Origin of the sequence: Enterobacter cloacae complex sp. P17RS (genome assembly GCF_014895885.1) — a bacterium.
Classification (GTDB): domain Bacteria; phylum Pseudomonadota; class Gammaproteobacteria; order Enterobacterales; family Enterobacteriaceae; genus Enterobacter; species Enterobacter bugandensis.
Genome location: NZ_JADBQK010000003.1, coordinates 56,342 through 73,108, shown reverse-complemented (window position 1 = coordinate 73,108; position 16,767 = coordinate 56,342). Strand labels below are relative to the sequence as shown.

The following is a 16,767-nucleotide window of genomic DNA, read 5'->3' as shown; positions in this document are numbered from 1 at the left end:
AATACGCAAATAGGGAGCATCGCTATTTCGACTACATAGCCTTTTGGGTTCTATTATGTTTTTTGTTGCACAACAAATCCTTCCGGACAGGGCGTGCGAAGCGGTAAATTGTCTGGTTCTGCGCAAAATGGGATATTCAACACGCGAAGCGGGCAATATTCGTCTAAGGTTTTCAGGTGATTGATAACAGCGGTCACGCTGTTCAGGAATACAGGAGACGAACCGATGATAAGACCTCGTACTTTACGCCCTGCTCTTTTGCACCTCGCGCTGGGAGGCGCGCTGCTCGGTGTAGCAACGATGGGTTATGCTGAAGAACAGCCAGCCTACCAGAAAAATTCACCCGATATTTTGCTTGGCCCTCTGTTTAACGACGTGCAGAGTGCCAAACTGTTTCCCGATCAGAAAACCTTTGCCGATGCCGTTCCCAAAAGCGACCCGCTGATGATTCTGGCGGATTACCGGATGCAGCACACCCAGACAAGCTTTGACCTGCGCCACTTTGTGGAGATGAACTTCATGCTGCCTGCGGAAGGTGAAAAATATGTGCCGCCTGCGGGACAAAGCTTACGTGAGCACATTGACGACCTCTGGCCTGTGCTGACGCGCACCACGGATAAAGCCAGTAACAAATGGGATTCCCTGCTGCCGTTACCGAAACCTTACGTTGTGCCCGGCGGGCGCTTCCGCGAGGTCTACTACTGGGATAGCTATTTCACCATGCTGGGCCTGGCGGAGAGCGATCACTGGGACAAAATCAGCGATATGGTGGATAACTTCGCCTGGGAGATTGATACCTTCGGCCATATCCCCAACGGCAACCGCAGCTACTACCTGAGCCGCTCCCAGCCGCCGTTCTTCTCACTGATGGTTGAGTTGCTGGCGACGCATGACAAAGACGCGCTGAAAAAATACCGTCCACAAATGGAAAAAGAGTACACCTACTGGATGGAGGGTGTAGAAAGCCTTCAGCCTGGGCAGGCTAACCAGCGCGTGGTGAAGCTCGATGACGGTTCCGTACTCAACCGCTACTGGGACGATCGCGATACCCCGCGCCCGGAGTCCTGGCTTGACGATATCACCACGGCGAAGAGCAACCCTAACCGGCCTGCGACGGAGATCTACCGCGATTTGCGCTCCGCGGCGGCCTCGGGCTGGGACTTTAGCTCCCGCTGGATGGACGACCCGCAAAAGCTCGGCACCATCCGCACCACCAGCATTGTGCCCGTCGATCTGAACGCCCTGATGTTTAAAATGGAAAAACTGCTCGCGCGAGCAGGCCAGGAGGCGGGCGACAGCGCGGCGGCGAGTAAATACGAGGCATTAGCAACCGCGCGTCAAAAAGCCATTGAGCGCCACCTGTGGAACGATAAAGAGGGCTGGTACGCCGATTACGATCTCAAGAGTAAGAAGGTACGCAACCAGCTCACGGCGGCGGCCCTCTTCCCGCTCTACGTGAAGGCGGCGGCACAGGATCGCGCCGATAAAGTGGCCGCGGCCACCTCCGCACGCCTGTTGAAGCCGGGCGGTATTACCACCACCACCATCAACAGCGGCCAGCAGTGGGATGCGCCAAACGGCTGGGCACCGCTGCAGTGGGTGGCAACGGAAGGGTTGCAGAACTATGGGCAGGATAAGGTTGCAATGGACGTGACCTGGCGCTTCCTGAAGAACGTTCAGCATACTTATGACCGCGAGAAGAAGCTGGTGGAGAAGTATGATGTCTCTTCTACCGGTACCGGCGGTGGCGGCGGTGAATATCCGCTCCAGGATGGGTTCGGCTGGAGCAACGGCGTGACGCTGAAAATGCTGGATCTGGTTTGTCCGAAAGAGAAACCGTGCGACAGCGTGCCGGAAAATCAGCCTGCGGCGAACGATGAGGCTGCGCCGGTGAAAGCTGCGGCGCAGTAAGGGAGTATTGCCGGGTGATGGCTACGCCTTACCCGGCCTACATTTTGAACTCACAGGGATTTAGAAGCTGTAACTCGCCCCTAGCTGATACGTCCTGTCACGCCCAATCCAGCAGTTAGTCGCATCGTAGCAGGTCAGCGTCTCTTTATTGGTGATGTTCTGCATACTTGCCTTAAGCGTCAGCCCCGCCAGCGAAGGCAGAATTTCGCCCATCCGGTACGACGCCGCCAGGTCGTACTGCGTAGTGCCCCCCAGCTTACCCGCATCGTTAGACGGTGAAATCTCCATCGGCCCGGTATAGCGCGCCCCGGCGCCCAGCATCAGCCCCTTCAGCGGCGTGCTCTCGAAGGTGTAGTCCCCCCACAGGTTGAACGCATTTTCCGGCACCTGAGTGGGACGCTTGCCCTGGTATTTATCATCTTCGGTATTAATTACGTGGGTGTAGGCATAGTTGGCAATCAGCGTCAGGTTGTCCGTCGGGCGGCTGATGGCGGAGAGCTCCGCGCCTTTGGATTCCACTTCACCAGTCTGACGGTAGTTCAGGAAGCCCGGGTCGGAGGTGACGACGTTTTTCTGCCGGATGTTAAACACCGAGGCGGTAAACGTCGTGGCGTACTCTGCCAGCAGATATTTTACCCCGCCTTCTACCTGCTTGCTGGTGGTTGGCTTGACGTCTTTCGCCGTGAGCGTCCCCTGCGGCGAGACCGGTGCAAAACCTTCTGAATAGCTGATAAACGGCGAAATACCGTTATCGAAGGCGTAAAGCGCCCCCAGGCGTTTGGTAACGCGATCCTGCGATACCCAGGCCTTATCGCCGTTTTGCAGGTAATCGGTGGTAACGGAGCGGTAATCGTCGTAGCGCAGGCTGCCCAACAGACTTAAGCCGCCAAATTCCACCTGATCCTGCAGGTAGTACCCGTTCTGCTGGTAGCTGAGGCGGTTTTTCTGGGCGGTGTAAAGCCCCAGCGCGCTTTCGTGGATTTGCGAATAGTCCGGATTACGCATATCCATGCCCGGCGTAGTCGACGCGTAGCGGTAGTGGAAATGGGAGTTCAGCCTCTGATAGTCAAACCCGGCCAGCAGATGGTGTTTCCAGTCGCCCAGCGCAACGGTTTTAGTCACCTGGTTGTCGATGTTGAAGCTCTTAAGATCTTCATCGGTGGTATAGGCAAAGCGGTTAAGCTGATAGACCTCACTTCCCGTTCCCGTCGCGTAGACGCTGTTCTGGTGGGTATCGACGTCGAAATAGCGCGCTTTCTGATTAAAGCCCCAGCCGCTGTCGAACTCGTGTTCGAAGCTGTAGCCCAGCATCCACTGCCGCTGCTTAAACCCGCTCCACTCATCTCCGGCGTAATCCCGGCGATCGGCATATTTGGACCGCAGATAAGCGAGCGGCAGCGGGTTAGACGGCGTCAGGCTCGGGGAGTTTTGCGCCAGCGCATCCAGGGTGAGGCGGGTTTTACTGTCGGGTTGCCATGTAACGGACGGGGCGACCAGATAATTTTCATAGCGGCTGGTGTGCGGCTGATCGTCATTCTCCGTCGCCTTACCCAGCAGGCGATAATTCCAGTCGCTGTCGGCAATTTGTCCGGTCGAATCGAGGTAGCCTTCTTTCAGATTACGGTTCCCGGTATTAAAACCGACCTCGGTTCGGGCTTCCCGCTGCGGCTTTTTGCTTTGAATATTTACCAGCCCGCCCGGCGAACCGCCGCCGTAAAGCACCGATGAAGGCCCTTTCAGGATATCGACGCTCTCTATTAACAGCGGATCGATGCGCGCCTTGGTGTTGCCGGTGACGTTATAGGGTAGCTGCAGCCCGTTGTAAAACTCCTGATCGACGGTAAAGCCACGAATTTTGTATTCGCTCATATAGGAGGTATTCCCCCGCACCTCGGTTGAGACGCCTGGGGCATAGCGCAGGATTTCATTCACGGAGTTCGCGTGACGCTTTTCGATCTCCGGCGCAGAGAGCGTGTTGATAACCTGCGGCGTTTTACTTTCGGCAACGGCCGATTTGGTGGCGCTGTTGGTCCAGGCCGGCAGCGCGCTGCCCTGCTCTGAGCCCGTGACGACAATGGTTGATTCTTCGGCGAAAGCCTGGACCTGCAATGCCAGCGTGACTGCACCCGCCAGGGTGCATAACGTAAAACGTGAGGAGTTCATAATGTCGTCTTGTTATTACATGCAATACGGAACGACAATTATTATCATTTAGATTAGCAAATCAATATAGCGGCAAAAAAAACGGCCCTCCGCAGAGAGCCGTTCTGTCATTTTATGCTCGTCGCAGTAATCTGAATATGCCCAGCACGACAATGGCTCCCACGACAGCGACCAGGAAACTGTGCATGTCGAAACCACTGATGTCACCACCAAAACCAAACATCGTCGCCAGCCAGCCGCCTACAACCGCACCAACGACCCCGAGTACGCAGGTCAAAATAAAGCCGCCGCCATCGTTTCCCGGCATGATCAGTTTTGCGATAGCGCCGGCAATAAGGCCAAAGATAATCCAGGCGATGATACCCATAGCAATGCCCTCTTGCAGATTAAACGCATGTACAGAAAACCTTCTGCACAGCTAACTTAAGTATAGGTCATCACCGGAAAACCAGTTTCGTCTCACCGACTTATCCTGCGGACAACGGTAAAAAAATCTCACCGGTTTGTATTAAGTTTGAGGGTGGATTGCCGATAACGCTAAGACAGTCTGTCATCAATCAAGGAGCCATCCGGCGTGAGTCATTACAGTGAGCAGTTCCTCAAGCAAAATCCGCTGGCTGTATTAGGGGTATTACGCGACCTGCAAAAAGGCGAAGTGCCGCTGCGCATCAGCTGGTCGAATAATCAGTTTATCAGCAAGATCCTTGACGTCTCGCAGGAGAGGCTGGTTATTGACCTGGGCAGCCTGGAGTATGAAAACCGCGCGGCGCTGAAAGCAGAGAATATCGTGGTCATGGCCGAAACCCATGGGGCCAAAGTGGAATTTGTCCTGCCGCGACTGGAACTGAGCGAATACCAGGGACTTCCGGCTTTTGTTACCCTCCTTCCTGGCAATCTCTGGTTTGTCCAGCGCCGTGAATATTTCCGCATCAGCGCCCCCCTTCATCCTGCCTATTTTTGTAAGGCCAAAATGCCGGACAAAAAAGAGATCCGCTTCCGTCTCTTTGACCTGTCGCTGGGCGGAATGGGCGCGCTGATGGATACCCCGAAGCCGGAGGGTCTGGTAGAAGGCATGCGGTTTACGCAAATAGAACTGGATATGGCGGGCTGGGGCCGTTTTTATTTCGATGCACAGCTGATTGCCATCAGCGAGCGCACGGTGGTGGACAGCAAAAATGAAACGATTACCACGCCGCGTCTGAGCTTCCGTTTTCTGAACGTCGGGCCCGGCGCGGAGCGCGAGTTGCAGCGCATTATCTATTCGCTGGAACGGGAAGCACGGGAACGTGCGAATAAGGTTCTGTAGGAAAAGTCGGGCAGCGAGCGCCGCCCGTTTGCGGCATTACATGGCATCCATCGCTTTCTGTACTTTCCAGATATAGCGAGGCGCCTGCGGTGCCGGATGATTTTTCGCCACATGCTCGACGAACTCATCTTTGTCCATGTCGTTGATCTCCTCAATCGCCTCTTTGCGGTCCGAGGAGAAGGTTCTGAGCAACGCCCCGGCGCCATTCACGTACGAGACCACCAGCGCGTATTGCATCACTTCCGGATCCTCAATGCCCTTCAGCACGCCGTGTTCCAGAATGCTCAGGTAAGCGGTCCCCATAGAAATGTTGCGTTCCGGGTTCTTCAGCTCGCTGGTCGATGGCTGGCCGCTCCAGCCCATATAGCGGTAGACCTCTCTCCCCGCCGTAGAGGCTTTCAGCTGCATCAGCCCCACCGCGTTGGATTTGCTTACAAGCGTAGGATTGCCACCGGACTCCACCGCAATAATGGCGGTGATCAGCCGCGGGCTGACGCCCCATGCCTTCCCGGCTTTTTCACTGATCGGCATCCACTGCATGGCCCGTTTCACCGGCACTTCCGGATTCCAGGGCGGGTTTTGATAATCATGTTTTGAACTACAGCCAGCCAGCAAAACAATCAAAAAAGCAAACCATCTCAATTTCACGTCATCTATCCTTATAGCCGGTCATCGCGGTGCGCCGCCCTTGAAGCAGGCGGCGTATACGCGGCATGATATAGACAATTAGTTTCTCATTCAGCAAGGAATTGCCATGTCTCAGTTTCATCTCATCGCGCCGTCGGGCTACTGTATTAACCAGGACGCGGCGCAGCGGGGCGTTCAGCGCTTACTGGAATCCGGCCATCAGGTAGAAAATCAGACAATTATCCCCCGCCGCCAGCAGCGTTTTGCCGGAACAGAAGCGCAGAGGCTAAATGATATCAATAGCCTGGTGAACCTGAAGGGCGAAAACCGAATAGTCCTTGCGGTGCGCGGCGGCTATGGTGCGAGCAGGCTGCTTGAGAGCATTGACTGGCAGGGCCTGGCACAGCGCCAGCAGCAGGATCCGCTGCTGATATGCGGCCACAGCGATTTCACCGCCATCCAGCTTGGTCTTCTGGCGCTGCATAACGTCATCACGTTTAGCGGCCCGATGCTGGCCGGTAACTTCGGCGCGCCGGAACTGGACGCGTTCACCGTGGAGCATTTCTGGCGCGCGCTGCGCAATCCCACCTACAGCGTGGAATGGCAAGGCAATGGACCGCACTGGGAATGTGAGGGCCAGCTCTGGGGCGGTAACCTGGCGATGCTGGTCTCGCTCATCGGCACGCCGTGGATGCCGCAAATCAAGGACGGCATTCTGGTGCTGGAGGATATTAACGAACATCCGTTCCGCGTCGAGCGCATGTTATTGCAGCTTTATCATGCCGGTATTCTCGATCGCCAGTCCGCGATCGTGCTGGGCAGCTTCAGCGGCTCTGCCCCGAATGACTATGATGCGGGCTACTCCCTGGAAACGATGGTCGATTTCATCCGCTCGCGGCTGGATATTCCGGTTATCACCGGTCTGGATTTCGGCCATGAGCAGCAGACCGTTACCCTTGCGCTGGGCGCGCAGGCGACGCTTACACATGATGTTTCGGGCAGTCGGTTAACGATCGGTGGTCATCCGGTCATAAAAGCATAAAAAACCCCCTTAATAAAACGCTGTTGCCGTTGTTAATATGTTAGGGTTTTAGTAACAGCGTTAACATTGAGGTGGGAGAAAGAGAACATTGGATGCCGCAGCGATAATCAGCCTTTTCATTTTGGGTTCTGTACTTGTAACCAGCAGTATTTTATTAAGTTCATTTTCATCGCGTCTTGGCATACCCATTCTTGTTATTTTCCTTGCCATCGGCATGCTGGCCGGCGTTGACGGCATCGGCGGTATCCCCTTCGATAACTATCCCTTCGCCTACATGGTGAGTAACCTCGCGCTGGCGGTGATCCTGCTCGACGGCGGGATGCGCACTCAGGCGAGCTCCTTCCGCGTGGCCTTAGGGCCTGCGCTGTCGCTGGCGACCGTCGGCGTGTTGATCACCTCCGGCCTCACCGGGATGATGGCCGCATGGCTTTTCAATCTCAATCTCATGGAAGGCTTGCTGATTGGCGCAATCGTTGGCTCTACCGATGCGGCTGCGGTCTTTTCCCTGCTTGGCGGTAAAGGGCTTAACGAACGCGTTGGCTCAACGCTTGAGATTGAATCCGGCAGTAACGATCCGATGGCGGTGTTCCTGACCATCACGCTGATAGAGATGATCCAGCAGCACGAGACGGGCCTGAGCTGGATGTTTGCCCTGCATATTCTGCAGCAGTTCGGGCTGGGGATTGTCATCGGCCTGGCGGGGGGATACCTGTTACAGCAGACGATCAACCGCATTTCTCTGCCCTCGGGGCTTTACCCTCTGCTGGCGCTGAGCGGCGGCATTCTCATTTTTGCCGTTACCACCGCGCTGGACGGCAGCGGTATTCTCGCCGTCTACCTCTGCGGGTTCCTGATGGGCAACCGCCCTATTCGCAACCGTCATGCTATTTTGCAGAACTTTGACGGCCTGGCGTGGCTGGCGCAAATCGGCATGTTCCTGGTGCTGGGCCTGCTGGTGACCCCGTCGGACCTGCTGCCGATCGCCGTTCCGGCGCTGCTGCTGTCGGCGTGGATGATCTTCTTCGCCCGTCCGCTCTCCGTATTTGCAGGCCTGCTGCCGTTTCGCGGTTTTAACCTGCGCGAGCGCGTCTTTATCAGCTGGGTCGGCCTGCGCGGCGCGGTGCCGATTATCCTTGCGGTGTTCCCGATGATGGCCGGTCTCGACAACGCGCGGCTGTTCTTCAACGTGGCGTTCTTCGTGGTGCTGATTTCCCTGCTGTTCCAGGGCACGTCGCTCGGGTGGGCGGCGAAAAAGGCCAAAGTGGTGGTGCCGCCCGTAGGCTGGCCGGTCTCCCGCGTGGGGCTGGACATTCACCCGGAAAACCCGTGGGAGCAGTTCGTCTACCAGCTGAGCGCCGACAAATGGTGCGTGGGGGCCTCGCTGCGCGATTTGCACATGCCGACTGAAACGCGCATTGCCGCCCTGTTCCGCGATAATGTCCTGCTGCACCCGACTGGCAGCACCCGCCTGCGCGAAGGAGATATTCTGTGCGTCATTGGCCGCGAGCGCGACCTGCCCGCGCTGGGCAAGCTGTTCAGCCAGTCGCCTCCCGTGGCGCTGGACCAGCGTTTCTTCGGCGATTTTATTCTGGAAGCTAGCGCCAAATTTGCGGATGTGGCGCTCATTTATGGCCTGGATGAAGGTGCAGAAGACGGTGATAACCCGCAAACGCTGGGCGAAATCATTCAGCAGCGGCTTGGCGCTGCGCCGGTTGTGGGTGACCAGGTGGAGTTTGCCGGGATGATCTGGACGGTGGCAGAAAAAGAAGATAACGCGGTGCGGAAGGTCGGTTTGAGGCCGATGGAAGAGGACGCGGAGTAGTTTTTTTTACCGGGTGACGGCTTCGCGTCACCCGGCAAAGATACAAGTTACACCGTCACAACCGGCACTCTTGGTGCCAGGGCACACATCAGTTCATACCCTACCGTTCCCGCCGCGGCCGCCACGTCATCAATTTTGATTTCGTTGCCCCACAGCTCGACCGGTGAACCGATGCCCGCCTGCGGGCATGGCGTCAGGTCAACGGCCAGCATATCCATTGAGACGGTCCCCACCGTGCCCGTGCGCACCCCATCCACCCAGACCGGCGTGCCGGTCGGCGCGATACGCGGATAGCCGTCGGCATAACCGCCCGCGACGATGCCAATCCGCTGCTCGCCCTTCGCCCGGAAGCGGCTGCCGTAGCCTACCGTGTCGCCCGCTTTCAGCGTCTGCACGCCGATGATCTCGCTGCGCAGGGTCATGACCGGCCTCAGGCCGCTGTTGGCAATATCCTGCCACTGGCCTGAGGGTGATGCACCGTACAGAACGATCCCCGGACGCACCCAGTTATAGTGGGCTTCAGGATGCCAAAGCGTCGCCGCCGAGTTCGACAGGGAGCGCGGACAATCGAGCCCTTCAGCCGCCTGCTCAATGCGGACCATAGCATCAGCAATGCCGTCCGGTTTTTCCGCATCGGCAAAGTGCGCCATCAGCGTCATTTCGCCGACGTTTTTCAGGCCACGCAGCTGCTGCCAGACCGTATGCACCCGCTCAGGCTGGAAGCCCAGGCGGTTCATGCCGCTGTTCACCTTGAGATAAATATCCAGCGGAGCGTGGAGCTTCGCATCCTGAATGGCTTTAATCTGCCAGTTGCTGTGAACGCTGGTGGTCAGGCGATACTTATCCAGCAGCGGCAGATCGTCCGCGTGGAAGAACCCCTCCAGCAGCAGAATAGGCCCTTTCCAGCCGCGCTCGCGCAGCAGGATGGCCTCTTCGAGATTCAGTAACGCAAAACCGTCGGTCGCGCCGAGCGCGCTCCATATACGGTCAATACCGTGGCCGTAGGCGTTTGCCTTGACGACTGACCAGACGCGCGAACCAGGTGCTGCCCGGCGAACAATTTGCAGGTTTTCCTTCAGGGCCTGCAGATCCAGCTGAGCCAGAACAGGACGGGACATGACAACTCCTTAATTATGCGCGCCGTGCAGGTGCTGAGGACGCGATGGCGTAAATCCTGATTGATAGCGCGCAGCACTTAAATCGTCAAACGGAATTGCCGGCGTGCGCCCGGAAATCAGGTCGCTCAGCAGCTGGCCCGAGCCGCAGGCCATCGTCCAGCCGAGCGTGCCGTGTCCGGTATTGGTCCACAGATTTTTGTATGGCGTGCGGCCCACAATCGGCGTGCCGTCCGGGGTCATCGGACGCAGGCCGGTCCAGAACGTCGCCTGTTCCACAAACCCGCCGCGCGGGAAGAGATCGCCCACCACCATCTCCAGCGTTTCACGACGCGGCTGCAGCAGCTCGGTGTTGAAGCCGACAATCTCCGCCATGCCGCCGACGCGAATACGGTTATCAAAGCGGGTAATGGCGATTTTGTAGGTTTCATCCAGGATGGTTGACACGGGCGCCCCGCTCTCCTCTTTCACCGGGATAGTCAATGAGTAGCCCTTGAGCGGGTAGACCGGAATATCGAGGATGCCTTTCAGCATGGCGGTGGAGTAGGAACCAAACGCCATCACGTAGGCATCCGCCTTTATCACCTCGTCGCCGCACTTCACGCCGTAAATTTTTTCGCCTTCCGACAGCAGCTTGTCGACGGAGGTATTAAAGCGGAATTTTACCCCTGCCTGCTCGCACATGTGCGCCAGCCGCTGGGTAAAGAGCTGACAGTCGCCGGTTTCGTCATTCGGCAGACGCAGACCGCCGGTCAGCTTGTGGGCCACTTCGGCCAGCGCGGGTTCCACCTGCCCCAGCTGGCTGGCTTCCAGCAGCTGATACGGTACACCGGCATCTTCCAGCACGGCGATATCGCGGGTGGCGTTTTCATACTGTTGCTCGGTGCGGAACAGCTGCAGCGTGCCGCCCTGACGGCCTTCGTACTCAATCCCCGTCGACGCGCGCAGGGCTTTGAGGCAGTCACGGCTGTATTCCGCCAGACGCACCATGCGGCCTTTGTTTTCCATGTAGTGCCGGGTGTCGCAATTGCGCAGCATCTGCCACATCCACTTCAGCTGGAACTGCGTGCCGTCAAGGCTGATGGCCAGCGGCGCGTGGCGCTGGAACATCCATTTGATCGCCTTCAGCGGCACGCCGGGCGCCGCCCAAGGGGCCGCATAGCCAGGAGAGATTTGACCGGCATTTGCCGCACTGGTTTCAAGCGCCGGGCCGGATTCACGATCGATAACGGTAACCTCATGTCCCGCCTGACTTAAATACCAGGCGCTGGTTACGCCAACGACACCACTTCCCAGTATGACAACACGCATAGCCACTCCATTATGAGCAAAAGAACAATCATCTAATTACAGATTGATAACCTAGTTGAAAATATTATTCAACATACGACTTTTTTATGGTGACTTACCTCACACATCCCCCAGCATCAGGGGACAGGGGTAATTTGGGATCTCCTGCTGAGCTTTATTTTTAACCAGCATAAAATTCTGATGAGTGCGCTTTTTTTGCCGTATCAAAAATGGGAAATCGCAAAGAAAAAATTTCTGCGCCAGCACGCTTTTTAACACGTTGATCTATGCTTGAAAGGAGGCTCTCCAGACAGAGAGAGCACCCACAACGAGGGCGCGCTAATGGCTACTATTGATTCCCTGAACAAGGACAACACACGTCTGAGCGATGGACCCGACTGGACCTTCGAGCTGCTGGATGTCTACCTCGCCGAAATCGACCGGGTGGCAAAACTGTATCGCCTGGATACCTATCCCCATCAGATTGAGGTGATTACCTCCGAACAGATGATGGACGCTTACTCCAGCGTCGGGATGCCGATCAACTATCCGCACTGGTCGTTTGGTAAAAAATTCATTGAAACGGAGCGGCTGTACAAGCACGGCCAGCAGGGGCTGGCGTATGAGATCGTCATTAACTCCAACCCGTGTATCGCCTATCTGATGGAAGAGAACACCATTACCATGCAGGCGCTGGTGATGGCGCACGCCTGCTACGGCCATAACTCTTTCTTTAAAAATAACTATCTGTTCCGCAGCTGGACGGACGCCAGCTCCATCGTCGATTACCTGATCTTCGCGCGTAAATACATTACCGACTGCGAAGAGCGCTACGGCGTGGACGAGGTAGAGAAGCTGCTCGACTCCTGCCACGCGCTGATGAACTACGGCGTGGACCGCTATAAACGCCCGCAGAAAATCTCACTGCAGGAGGAGAAAGCCCGGCAGAAAAGCCGCGAGGAGTATCTGCAGAGCCAGGTGAACATGCTGTGGCGCACCCTGCCGAAGCGTGAGGAGGAAAAAACGATTGCCGAAGCGCGTCGTTATCCGTCCGAGCCGCAGGAAAACCTGCTCTATTTTATGGAGAAGAATGCCCCGCTGCTGGAGCCGTGGCAGCGCGAGATTTTGCGTATCGTGCGTAAGGTGAGCCAGTATTTCTATCCGCAGAAACAGACCCAGGTGATGAACGAAGGCTGGGCAACATTCTGGCACTACACCATTCTCAACCATCTGTATGACGAGGGGAAAGTCACCGAGCGGTTCATGATGGAATTTCTTCACAGCCATACTAACGTGGTGTTCCAGCCGCCCTACAACAGCCCGTGGTACAGCGGGATTAACCCGTATGCGCTGGGCTTTGCGATGTTCCAGGATATTAAGCGCATCTGCCAGTCGCCAACGGAAGAGGACAAGTACTGGTTCCCGGATATCGCCGGTTCTGACTGGCTGGAAACGCTGCATTTTGCGATGCGCGACTTTAAGGATGAGAGCTTTATCAGCCAGTTCATGTCGCCGAAGATCATGCGCGATTTCCGCTTCTTCACCGTGCTGGACGATGACCGCAACAACTATCTGGAGATCTCCGCGATCCACAACGAGGAAGGATACCGGGAGATCCGCTCCCGTCTCTCCTCCCAGTACAACCTGAGCAACCTTGAACCCAATATTCAGGTGTGGAACGTGGACCTGCGCGGCGACCGCTCCCTGACGCTGCGCTATATCCCGCACAACCGCGCGCCGCTGGATAAAGGACGTAAAGAGGTGCTGAAGCACGTGCACCGCCTGTGGGGCTTTGACGTGCAACTGGAGCAGCAGAATGAGGACGGCAGCGTGGAGCTGCTGGAACGCTGCCCGGCGCGGTTGAATACGCTGTAGCGCCACCGGGCGAAAAAAAACCTCTCGATTGAGAGGTTTTTTATTTTAGCGACTCTGAATCGCCAAATCGCCCGGCAGCGTTTTCTGCATACGGTGCCAGATTTCACCGGAGTCGTGGCCGTAGCGGCGTACGGTTTCATAAACCTGATCGTGCAGGCCTTCGGTGCAGAGCTTGCTCAGCTTATGGTAGAAGCCCAGCGCCAGACTGCGGGCTTCAGGGTTAGCGAAGTAGTGACGACCAATGCGGGTATAGAGCCCTTTCATACCGTTGAGGATCAGGCCGTAAACCGGGTTGCCGGAGGCAAACGCCAGGCCGCGAAACACGTTGTAATCGAGGGTGGCAAAGGCGTCGGCGTGATCTTCAACTTCATTCGCGCTGGCCAGCACCGCAAGCGCATCTTCAGGATGCTGACGGAAAGCGGTACGAATAAAAATAGTCGCGATGTTGGTGCGCACGGAGAGCAGATTATCAATCAGCTGCGGCACGCTTTCGTGGTCGAGGCGCGCCAGCGTTTCAAGAATGTTCAGCCCCGAGGTTTCCCAGAAGTTGTTTACCTTTGTTGGCTTGCCGTGCTGGATCGTCAACCATCCATCACGCGCCAGTCGCTGAAGCACTTCACGCAGCGTGGTGCGAGTGACGCCAATCAGTTCAGAGAGTTCGCGTTCAGCCGGAAGAATGGACCCCGCAGGGAAACGATTATTCCAGATGCTTTCAATGATGTACTCTTCCGCGAAACCCGCCGGGCTCTGCGCCTTAATGACCATAGTGAGATTTCCATTACACAGCTTTTTGCAAATTGGACTCATCATACCAGAGGCGTGCAACGGCAGGTAGCGCGGCAAAGTGAGAAAAGAGGGATCGCCGTTTCATTTTTGTGAAATTTACAATGCGGTCTTATCCGCCTCCGGGCCGCGATTTTTGCGTATACTGATGTTTTGTATTACTTAACGGGAAGGACGTCTGTTGTGGAAATTTCTTTTGGGCGCGCGCTGTGGCGCAATTTTTTAGGTCATTCTCCTGACTGGTACAAACTGATACTGCTGGTTTTCCTGGTCGTTAATCCCATCATTTTTAGCGTGGATCCGTTTATCGCCGGGTGGCTGCTGGTGGCGGAATTTATCTTCACCCTGGCCATGGCGCTGAAGTGTTATCCCCTGCTGCCCGGCGGTTTGCTGGCGTTTGAAGCCGTTGTCATCGGCATGACGTCCGCAGAGCATGTAAAAGCAGAGCTGGCCTCCAATCTGGAAGTGCTCCTGCTGCTCATTTTTATGGTGGCCGGTATCTACTTTATGAAACAGCTGCTGCTGTTTATCTTTACCCGCCTGCTGCTGAGCATTACGTCAAAAACGATCCTCTCGCTGGCGTTTTGCCTTGCCGCCGCCTTTCTGTCGGCCTTCCTGGATGCGCTCACCGTTGTCGCGGTGGTGATCAGCGTCGCCGTCGGATTTTACGGCATTTATCACCGCGTGGCCTCCTCTCGCCCAAGTGAGGATTTACAGGACGATAGCCACGTCGAGGCGCATAACCGCGACGTGCTGGAACAGTTCCGCGCGTTTCTGCGCAGCCTGATGATGCACGCAGGGGTCGGTACGGCACTGGGCGGCGTGATGACCATGGTGGGCGAGCCGCAAAACCTGATCATCGCGAAAGCGGCTGAATGGCATTTTGGCGAGTTTTTCCTGCGCATGGCCCCCGTCAGCGTGCCTGTGCTGGTCTGCGGGTTAGCGACCTGCATTCTGGTCGAAAAATTCAGGCTGTTCGGCTACGGCGCACAGCTGCCTGAACCGGTCCGCAAAGAACTGCATAAATTTGACGAGCAGAGCCGCAAACAGCGTACGCGCCAGGAGACGCTGCGTCTGATTGCGCAGGGGATCATCGGCATCTGGCTTATCGCCGCGCTGGCGTTGCATCTTGCCGAAGTCGGGTTGATTGGCCTCTCCGTCATTATTCTTGCCACCACCTTTAGCGGGGTTACGGACGAACATGCTATTGGTAAAGCCTTTACCGAAGCCCTGCCGTTTACCGCGCTGCTGGCGGTCTTTTTTGCGGTCGTGGCGGTGATTATTGACCAACACCTTTTCGCACCGATTATCGCGTTTGTGCTTCAGGCCTCGCCGGACTCGCAGCTTACGCTGTTCTATCTCTTTAACGGTCTGTTGTCCTCTATTTCCGATAACGTCTTTGTCGGGACGGTGTATATCAATGAGGCCAAAGCGGCGATGGAGCAAGGGATCGTCAGTACCGGGCAGTTCGACCTGCTGGCGGTGGCCATCAACACCGGAACAAACCTGCCCTCCGTTGCAACACCTAACGGCCAGGCGGCATTTCTCTTCCTGCTGACCTCGGCGCTGGCACCGCTCATACGGCTTTCTTATGGAAGAATGGTCTGGATGGCGCTGCCGTACACGCTGGTGCTCACCGTTGTTGGTTTGCTGTGCATCAAAATTACTCTCGTTCCCTGTACGCAATGGCTGCTACAAGCGGGTATACTTGCGGCGCATTAAAATTCGTTTACACTGCGCTTTCTAAGCATGTTCCAGGGAAATGATTATGTTGAGATTTTTAAACCAGTGCTCCCGCGGTCGCGGAGCGTGGTTGTTGATGGCCCTGACCGCCTTTGCGCTGGAAATGGTTGCGCTGTGGTTCCAGCACGTGATGGGACTCAAGCCCTGCGTGCTGTGCATCTACGAGCGCTGCGCGCTGTTCGGCATTATGGGTGCAGGCCTGGTGGGCGCAATTGCCCCAAAAACGCCGTTGCGCTACGTCGGTATTGCCATCTGGCTGTACAGCGCCTGGAAAGGGATTGAGCTTTCCTGGCAGCACACCATGATGCAGCTGCATCCGTCACCGTTTATGACCTGTGATTTCGCCGCCCGCTTCCCGAGCTGGCTGCCGCTGGATAAGTGGCTTCCGCAGGTGTTTGTCGCATCCGGTGACTGCTCCGTACGTCAGTGGGAATTCCTGACGCTGGAGATGCCGCAGTGGCTGGTGGGCATTTTTGTGGCCTACTTCGTCGTGGCGCTGCTGGTGCTGATCGCTCAGCCGTTCAAACCGAAGAAACGCGATTTGTTTGGAAGGTAAAAGCAAAAACCCGCCCCGGCGGGTTTTTTATTATCACCGATTAGGGTGATTCATGATGTGATCTTCCCAGTCCCGTACCTCGGACTCCTTCACCGCAATGTGGCGTACCGAGATACGCTCGCCGTGCATCGCCGCTTTTGAACCGGTCAGCAGAGGATGCCAGGCCGGTAGATCTTTCCCTTCCGCCAGCAGGCGATACGCGCAGGTGTGCGGCAGCCACTCAAAAGTCGGCAGATTTTCACGGGTGAGCTTGATGCAGTCCGGCTCGAACTCGAAGCGGCGTTCGTAGTTGCGGCACTGGCAGGTTTTAATGTTCAGCTGCCTGCAGGCGACGTTGGTGAAATAGATCTCATCGGAGTCTTCATCCATCAGCTTGTGCAGGCAGCACTGCCCGCAGCCGTCGCACAACGATTCCCACTCCGCGTCGGTCATTTGGTCAAGAGTTTTGCTTTGCCAGAAAGGAATGTCGTTCATCAGGATGTCCACACGTCAAAAGAAAGCGCACCTTATAACCAGTCTGGCACGTGGTTGCAA

General features: G+C 56.4%; 14 protein-coding genes. 7 read left to right on the top strand and 7 right to left on the bottom strand.

Annotation, left to right across the window (positions count from 1 at the left end; all coding sequences use genetic code 11):
* Window positions 1-225: 225 nt before the first annotated feature.
* Complete coding sequence (locus IM265_RS01350; protein WP_049138815.1) at window positions 226-1,911, top strand: alpha,alpha-trehalase; 1,686 nt, start codon at window positions 226-228, stop codon at window positions 1,909-1,911.
* Window positions 1,912-1,971: 60 nt separating this feature from the next.
* On the opposite strand, the gene IM265_RS01345 is transcribed toward IM265_RS01350, so the two are convergent.
* Together IM265_RS01345 and IM265_RS01340 are read right to left on the bottom strand one after the other, a co-directional pair.
* Window positions 1,972-4,074 carry a TonB-dependent siderophore receptor gene (locus tag IM265_RS01345; protein WP_049138816.1) on the bottom strand — a complete coding sequence of 701 codons (2,103 nt, stop codon included), beginning with the start codon at window positions 4,072-4,074 and terminating at the stop codon, window positions 1,972-1,974.
* A 112-nt stretch (window positions 4,075-4,186) separates the two neighbouring features.
* Window positions 4,187-4,441 (bottom strand): GlsB/YeaQ/YmgE family stress response membrane protein, encoded by a 255-nt coding sequence (locus tag IM265_RS01340; protein ID WP_028013508.1) that lies wholly within the window; start codon window positions 4,439-4,441, stop codon window positions 4,187-4,189.
* A gap of 207 nt (window positions 4,442-4,648) precedes the next feature.
* Between IM265_RS01340 and IM265_RS01335 the strand changes: the two genes are divergently transcribed.
* Complete coding sequence (locus IM265_RS01335; protein ID WP_028013509.1) at window positions 4,649-5,380, top strand: flagellar brake protein; 732 nt, start codon at window positions 4,649-4,651, stop codon at window positions 5,378-5,380.
* 36 nt (window positions 5,381-5,416) lie between these two features.
* Here the strand turns inward: IM265_RS01335 and emtA are convergent, their stop codons facing one another.
* On the bottom strand, window positions 5,417-6,028 hold the full coding sequence (gene emtA, locus IM265_RS01330) for a membrane-bound lytic murein transglycosylase EmtA (protein WP_028013510.1): 612 nt from the start codon (window positions 6,026-6,028) through the stop codon (window positions 5,417-5,419).
* A 106-nt stretch (window positions 6,029-6,134) separates the two neighbouring features.
* On the opposite strand from emtA, the gene ldcA reads away from it, so the two are divergent.
* Complete coding sequence (gene ldcA, locus IM265_RS01325; protein WP_028013511.1) at window positions 6,135-7,049, top strand: muramoyltetrapeptide carboxypeptidase; 915 nt, start codon at window positions 6,135-6,137, stop codon at window positions 7,047-7,049.
* Window positions 7,050-7,137: 88 nt separating this feature from the next.
* Window positions 7,138-8,871 (top strand): potassium/proton antiporter, encoded by a 1,734-nt coding sequence (locus tag IM265_RS01320; RefSeq protein ID WP_041909504.1) that lies wholly within the window; start codon window positions 7,138-7,140, stop codon window positions 8,869-8,871.
* A gap of 47 nt (window positions 8,872-8,918) precedes the next feature.
* On the opposite strand, the gene dadX is transcribed toward IM265_RS01320, so the two are convergent.
* Window positions 8,919-9,989 (bottom strand): catabolic alanine racemase DadX, encoded by a 1,071-nt coding sequence (gene dadX, locus IM265_RS01315; protein WP_028013513.1) that lies wholly within the window; start codon window positions 9,987-9,989, stop codon window positions 8,919-8,921.
* A 9-nt stretch (window positions 9,990-9,998) separates the two neighbouring features.
* Window positions 9,999-11,297, bottom strand: coding sequence for a D-amino acid dehydrogenase (locus tag IM265_RS01310; protein ID WP_049138818.1), 1,299 nt, complete (start codon window positions 11,295-11,297; stop codon window positions 9,999-10,001).
* A gap of 321 nt (window positions 11,298-11,618) precedes the next feature.
* On the opposite strand from IM265_RS01310, the gene IM265_RS01305 reads away from it, so the two are divergent.
* Window positions 11,619-13,151 (top strand): SpoVR family protein, encoded by a 1,533-nt coding sequence (locus tag IM265_RS01305; RefSeq protein WP_023293929.1) that lies wholly within the window; start codon window positions 11,619-11,621, stop codon window positions 13,149-13,151.
* Window positions 13,152-13,196: 45 nt separating this feature from the next.
* Here IM265_RS01305 and fadR read toward each other — a convergent pair whose 3' ends face one another.
* Window positions 13,197-13,916 (bottom strand): fatty acid metabolism transcriptional regulator FadR, encoded by a 720-nt coding sequence (gene fadR / locus IM265_RS01300; RefSeq protein ID WP_028013515.1) that lies wholly within the window; start codon window positions 13,914-13,916, stop codon window positions 13,197-13,199.
* Between the two features lie 201 nt (window positions 13,917-14,117).
* On the opposite strand from fadR, the gene nhaB reads away from it, so the two are divergent.
* Together nhaB and dsbB are read left to right on the top strand one after the other, a co-directional pair.
* Window positions 14,118-15,656 carry a sodium/proton antiporter NhaB gene (gene nhaB / locus IM265_RS01295; RefSeq protein ID WP_028013516.1) on the top strand — a complete coding sequence of 513 codons (1,539 nt, stop codon included), beginning with the start codon at window positions 14,118-14,120 and terminating at the stop codon, window positions 15,654-15,656.
* A 46-nt stretch (window positions 15,657-15,702) separates the two neighbouring features.
* On the top strand, window positions 15,703-16,233 hold the full coding sequence (gene dsbB, locus IM265_RS01290) for a disulfide bond formation protein DsbB (RefSeq protein WP_028013517.1): 531 nt from the start codon (window positions 15,703-15,705) through the stop codon (window positions 16,231-16,233).
* Window positions 16,234-16,266: 33 nt separating this feature from the next.
* Here the strand turns inward: dsbB and IM265_RS01285 are convergent, their stop codons facing one another.
* On the bottom strand, window positions 16,267-16,707 hold the full coding sequence (locus IM265_RS01285; RefSeq protein ID WP_028013518.1) for a YcgN family cysteine cluster protein: 441 nt from the start codon (window positions 16,705-16,707) through the stop codon (window positions 16,267-16,269).
* Between the last annotated feature and the right edge of the window lie 60 nt (window positions 16,708-16,767).

Excerpts from the sequence above, each read along its gene's own strand:
- IM265_RS01350 (WP_049138815.1), top strand. The coding sequence starts at position 226 with ATGATAAGACCTCGTACTTTACGCCCTGCTCTTTTGCACCTCGCGCTG.
- IM265_RS01345 (WP_049138816.1), bottom strand. The coding sequence starts at position 4,074 with ATGAACTCCTCACGTTTTACGTTATGCACCCTGGCGGGTGCAGTCACG.
- IM265_RS01340 (WP_028013508.1), bottom strand. The coding sequence starts at position 4,441 with ATGGGTATCATCGCCTGGATTATCTTTGGCCTTATTGCCGGCGCTATC.
- ldcA (WP_028013511.1), top strand. The coding sequence starts at position 6,135 with ATGTCTCAGTTTCATCTCATCGCGCCGTCGGGCTACTGTATTAACCAG.
- dadX (WP_028013513.1), bottom strand. The coding sequence starts at position 9,989 with ATGTCCCGTCCTGTTCTGGCTCAGCTGGATCTGCAGGCCCTGAAGGAA.
- IM265_RS01310 (WP_049138818.1), bottom strand. The coding sequence starts at position 11,297 with ATGCGTGTTGTCATACTGGGAAGTGGTGTCGTTGGCGTAACCAGCGCC.
- IM265_RS01305 (WP_023293929.1), top strand. The coding sequence starts at position 11,619 with ATGGCTACTATTGATTCCCTGAACAAGGACAACACACGTCTGAGCGAT.
- fadR (WP_028013515.1), bottom strand. The coding sequence starts at position 13,916 with ATGGTCATTAAGGCGCAGAGCCCGGCGGGTTTCGCGGAAGAGTACATC.
- dsbB (WP_028013517.1), top strand. The coding sequence starts at position 15,703 with ATGTTGAGATTTTTAAACCAGTGCTCCCGCGGTCGCGGAGCGTGGTTG.
- IM265_RS01285 (WP_028013518.1), bottom strand. The coding sequence starts at position 16,707 with ATGAACGACATTCCTTTCTGGCAAAGCAAAACTCTTGACCAAATGACC.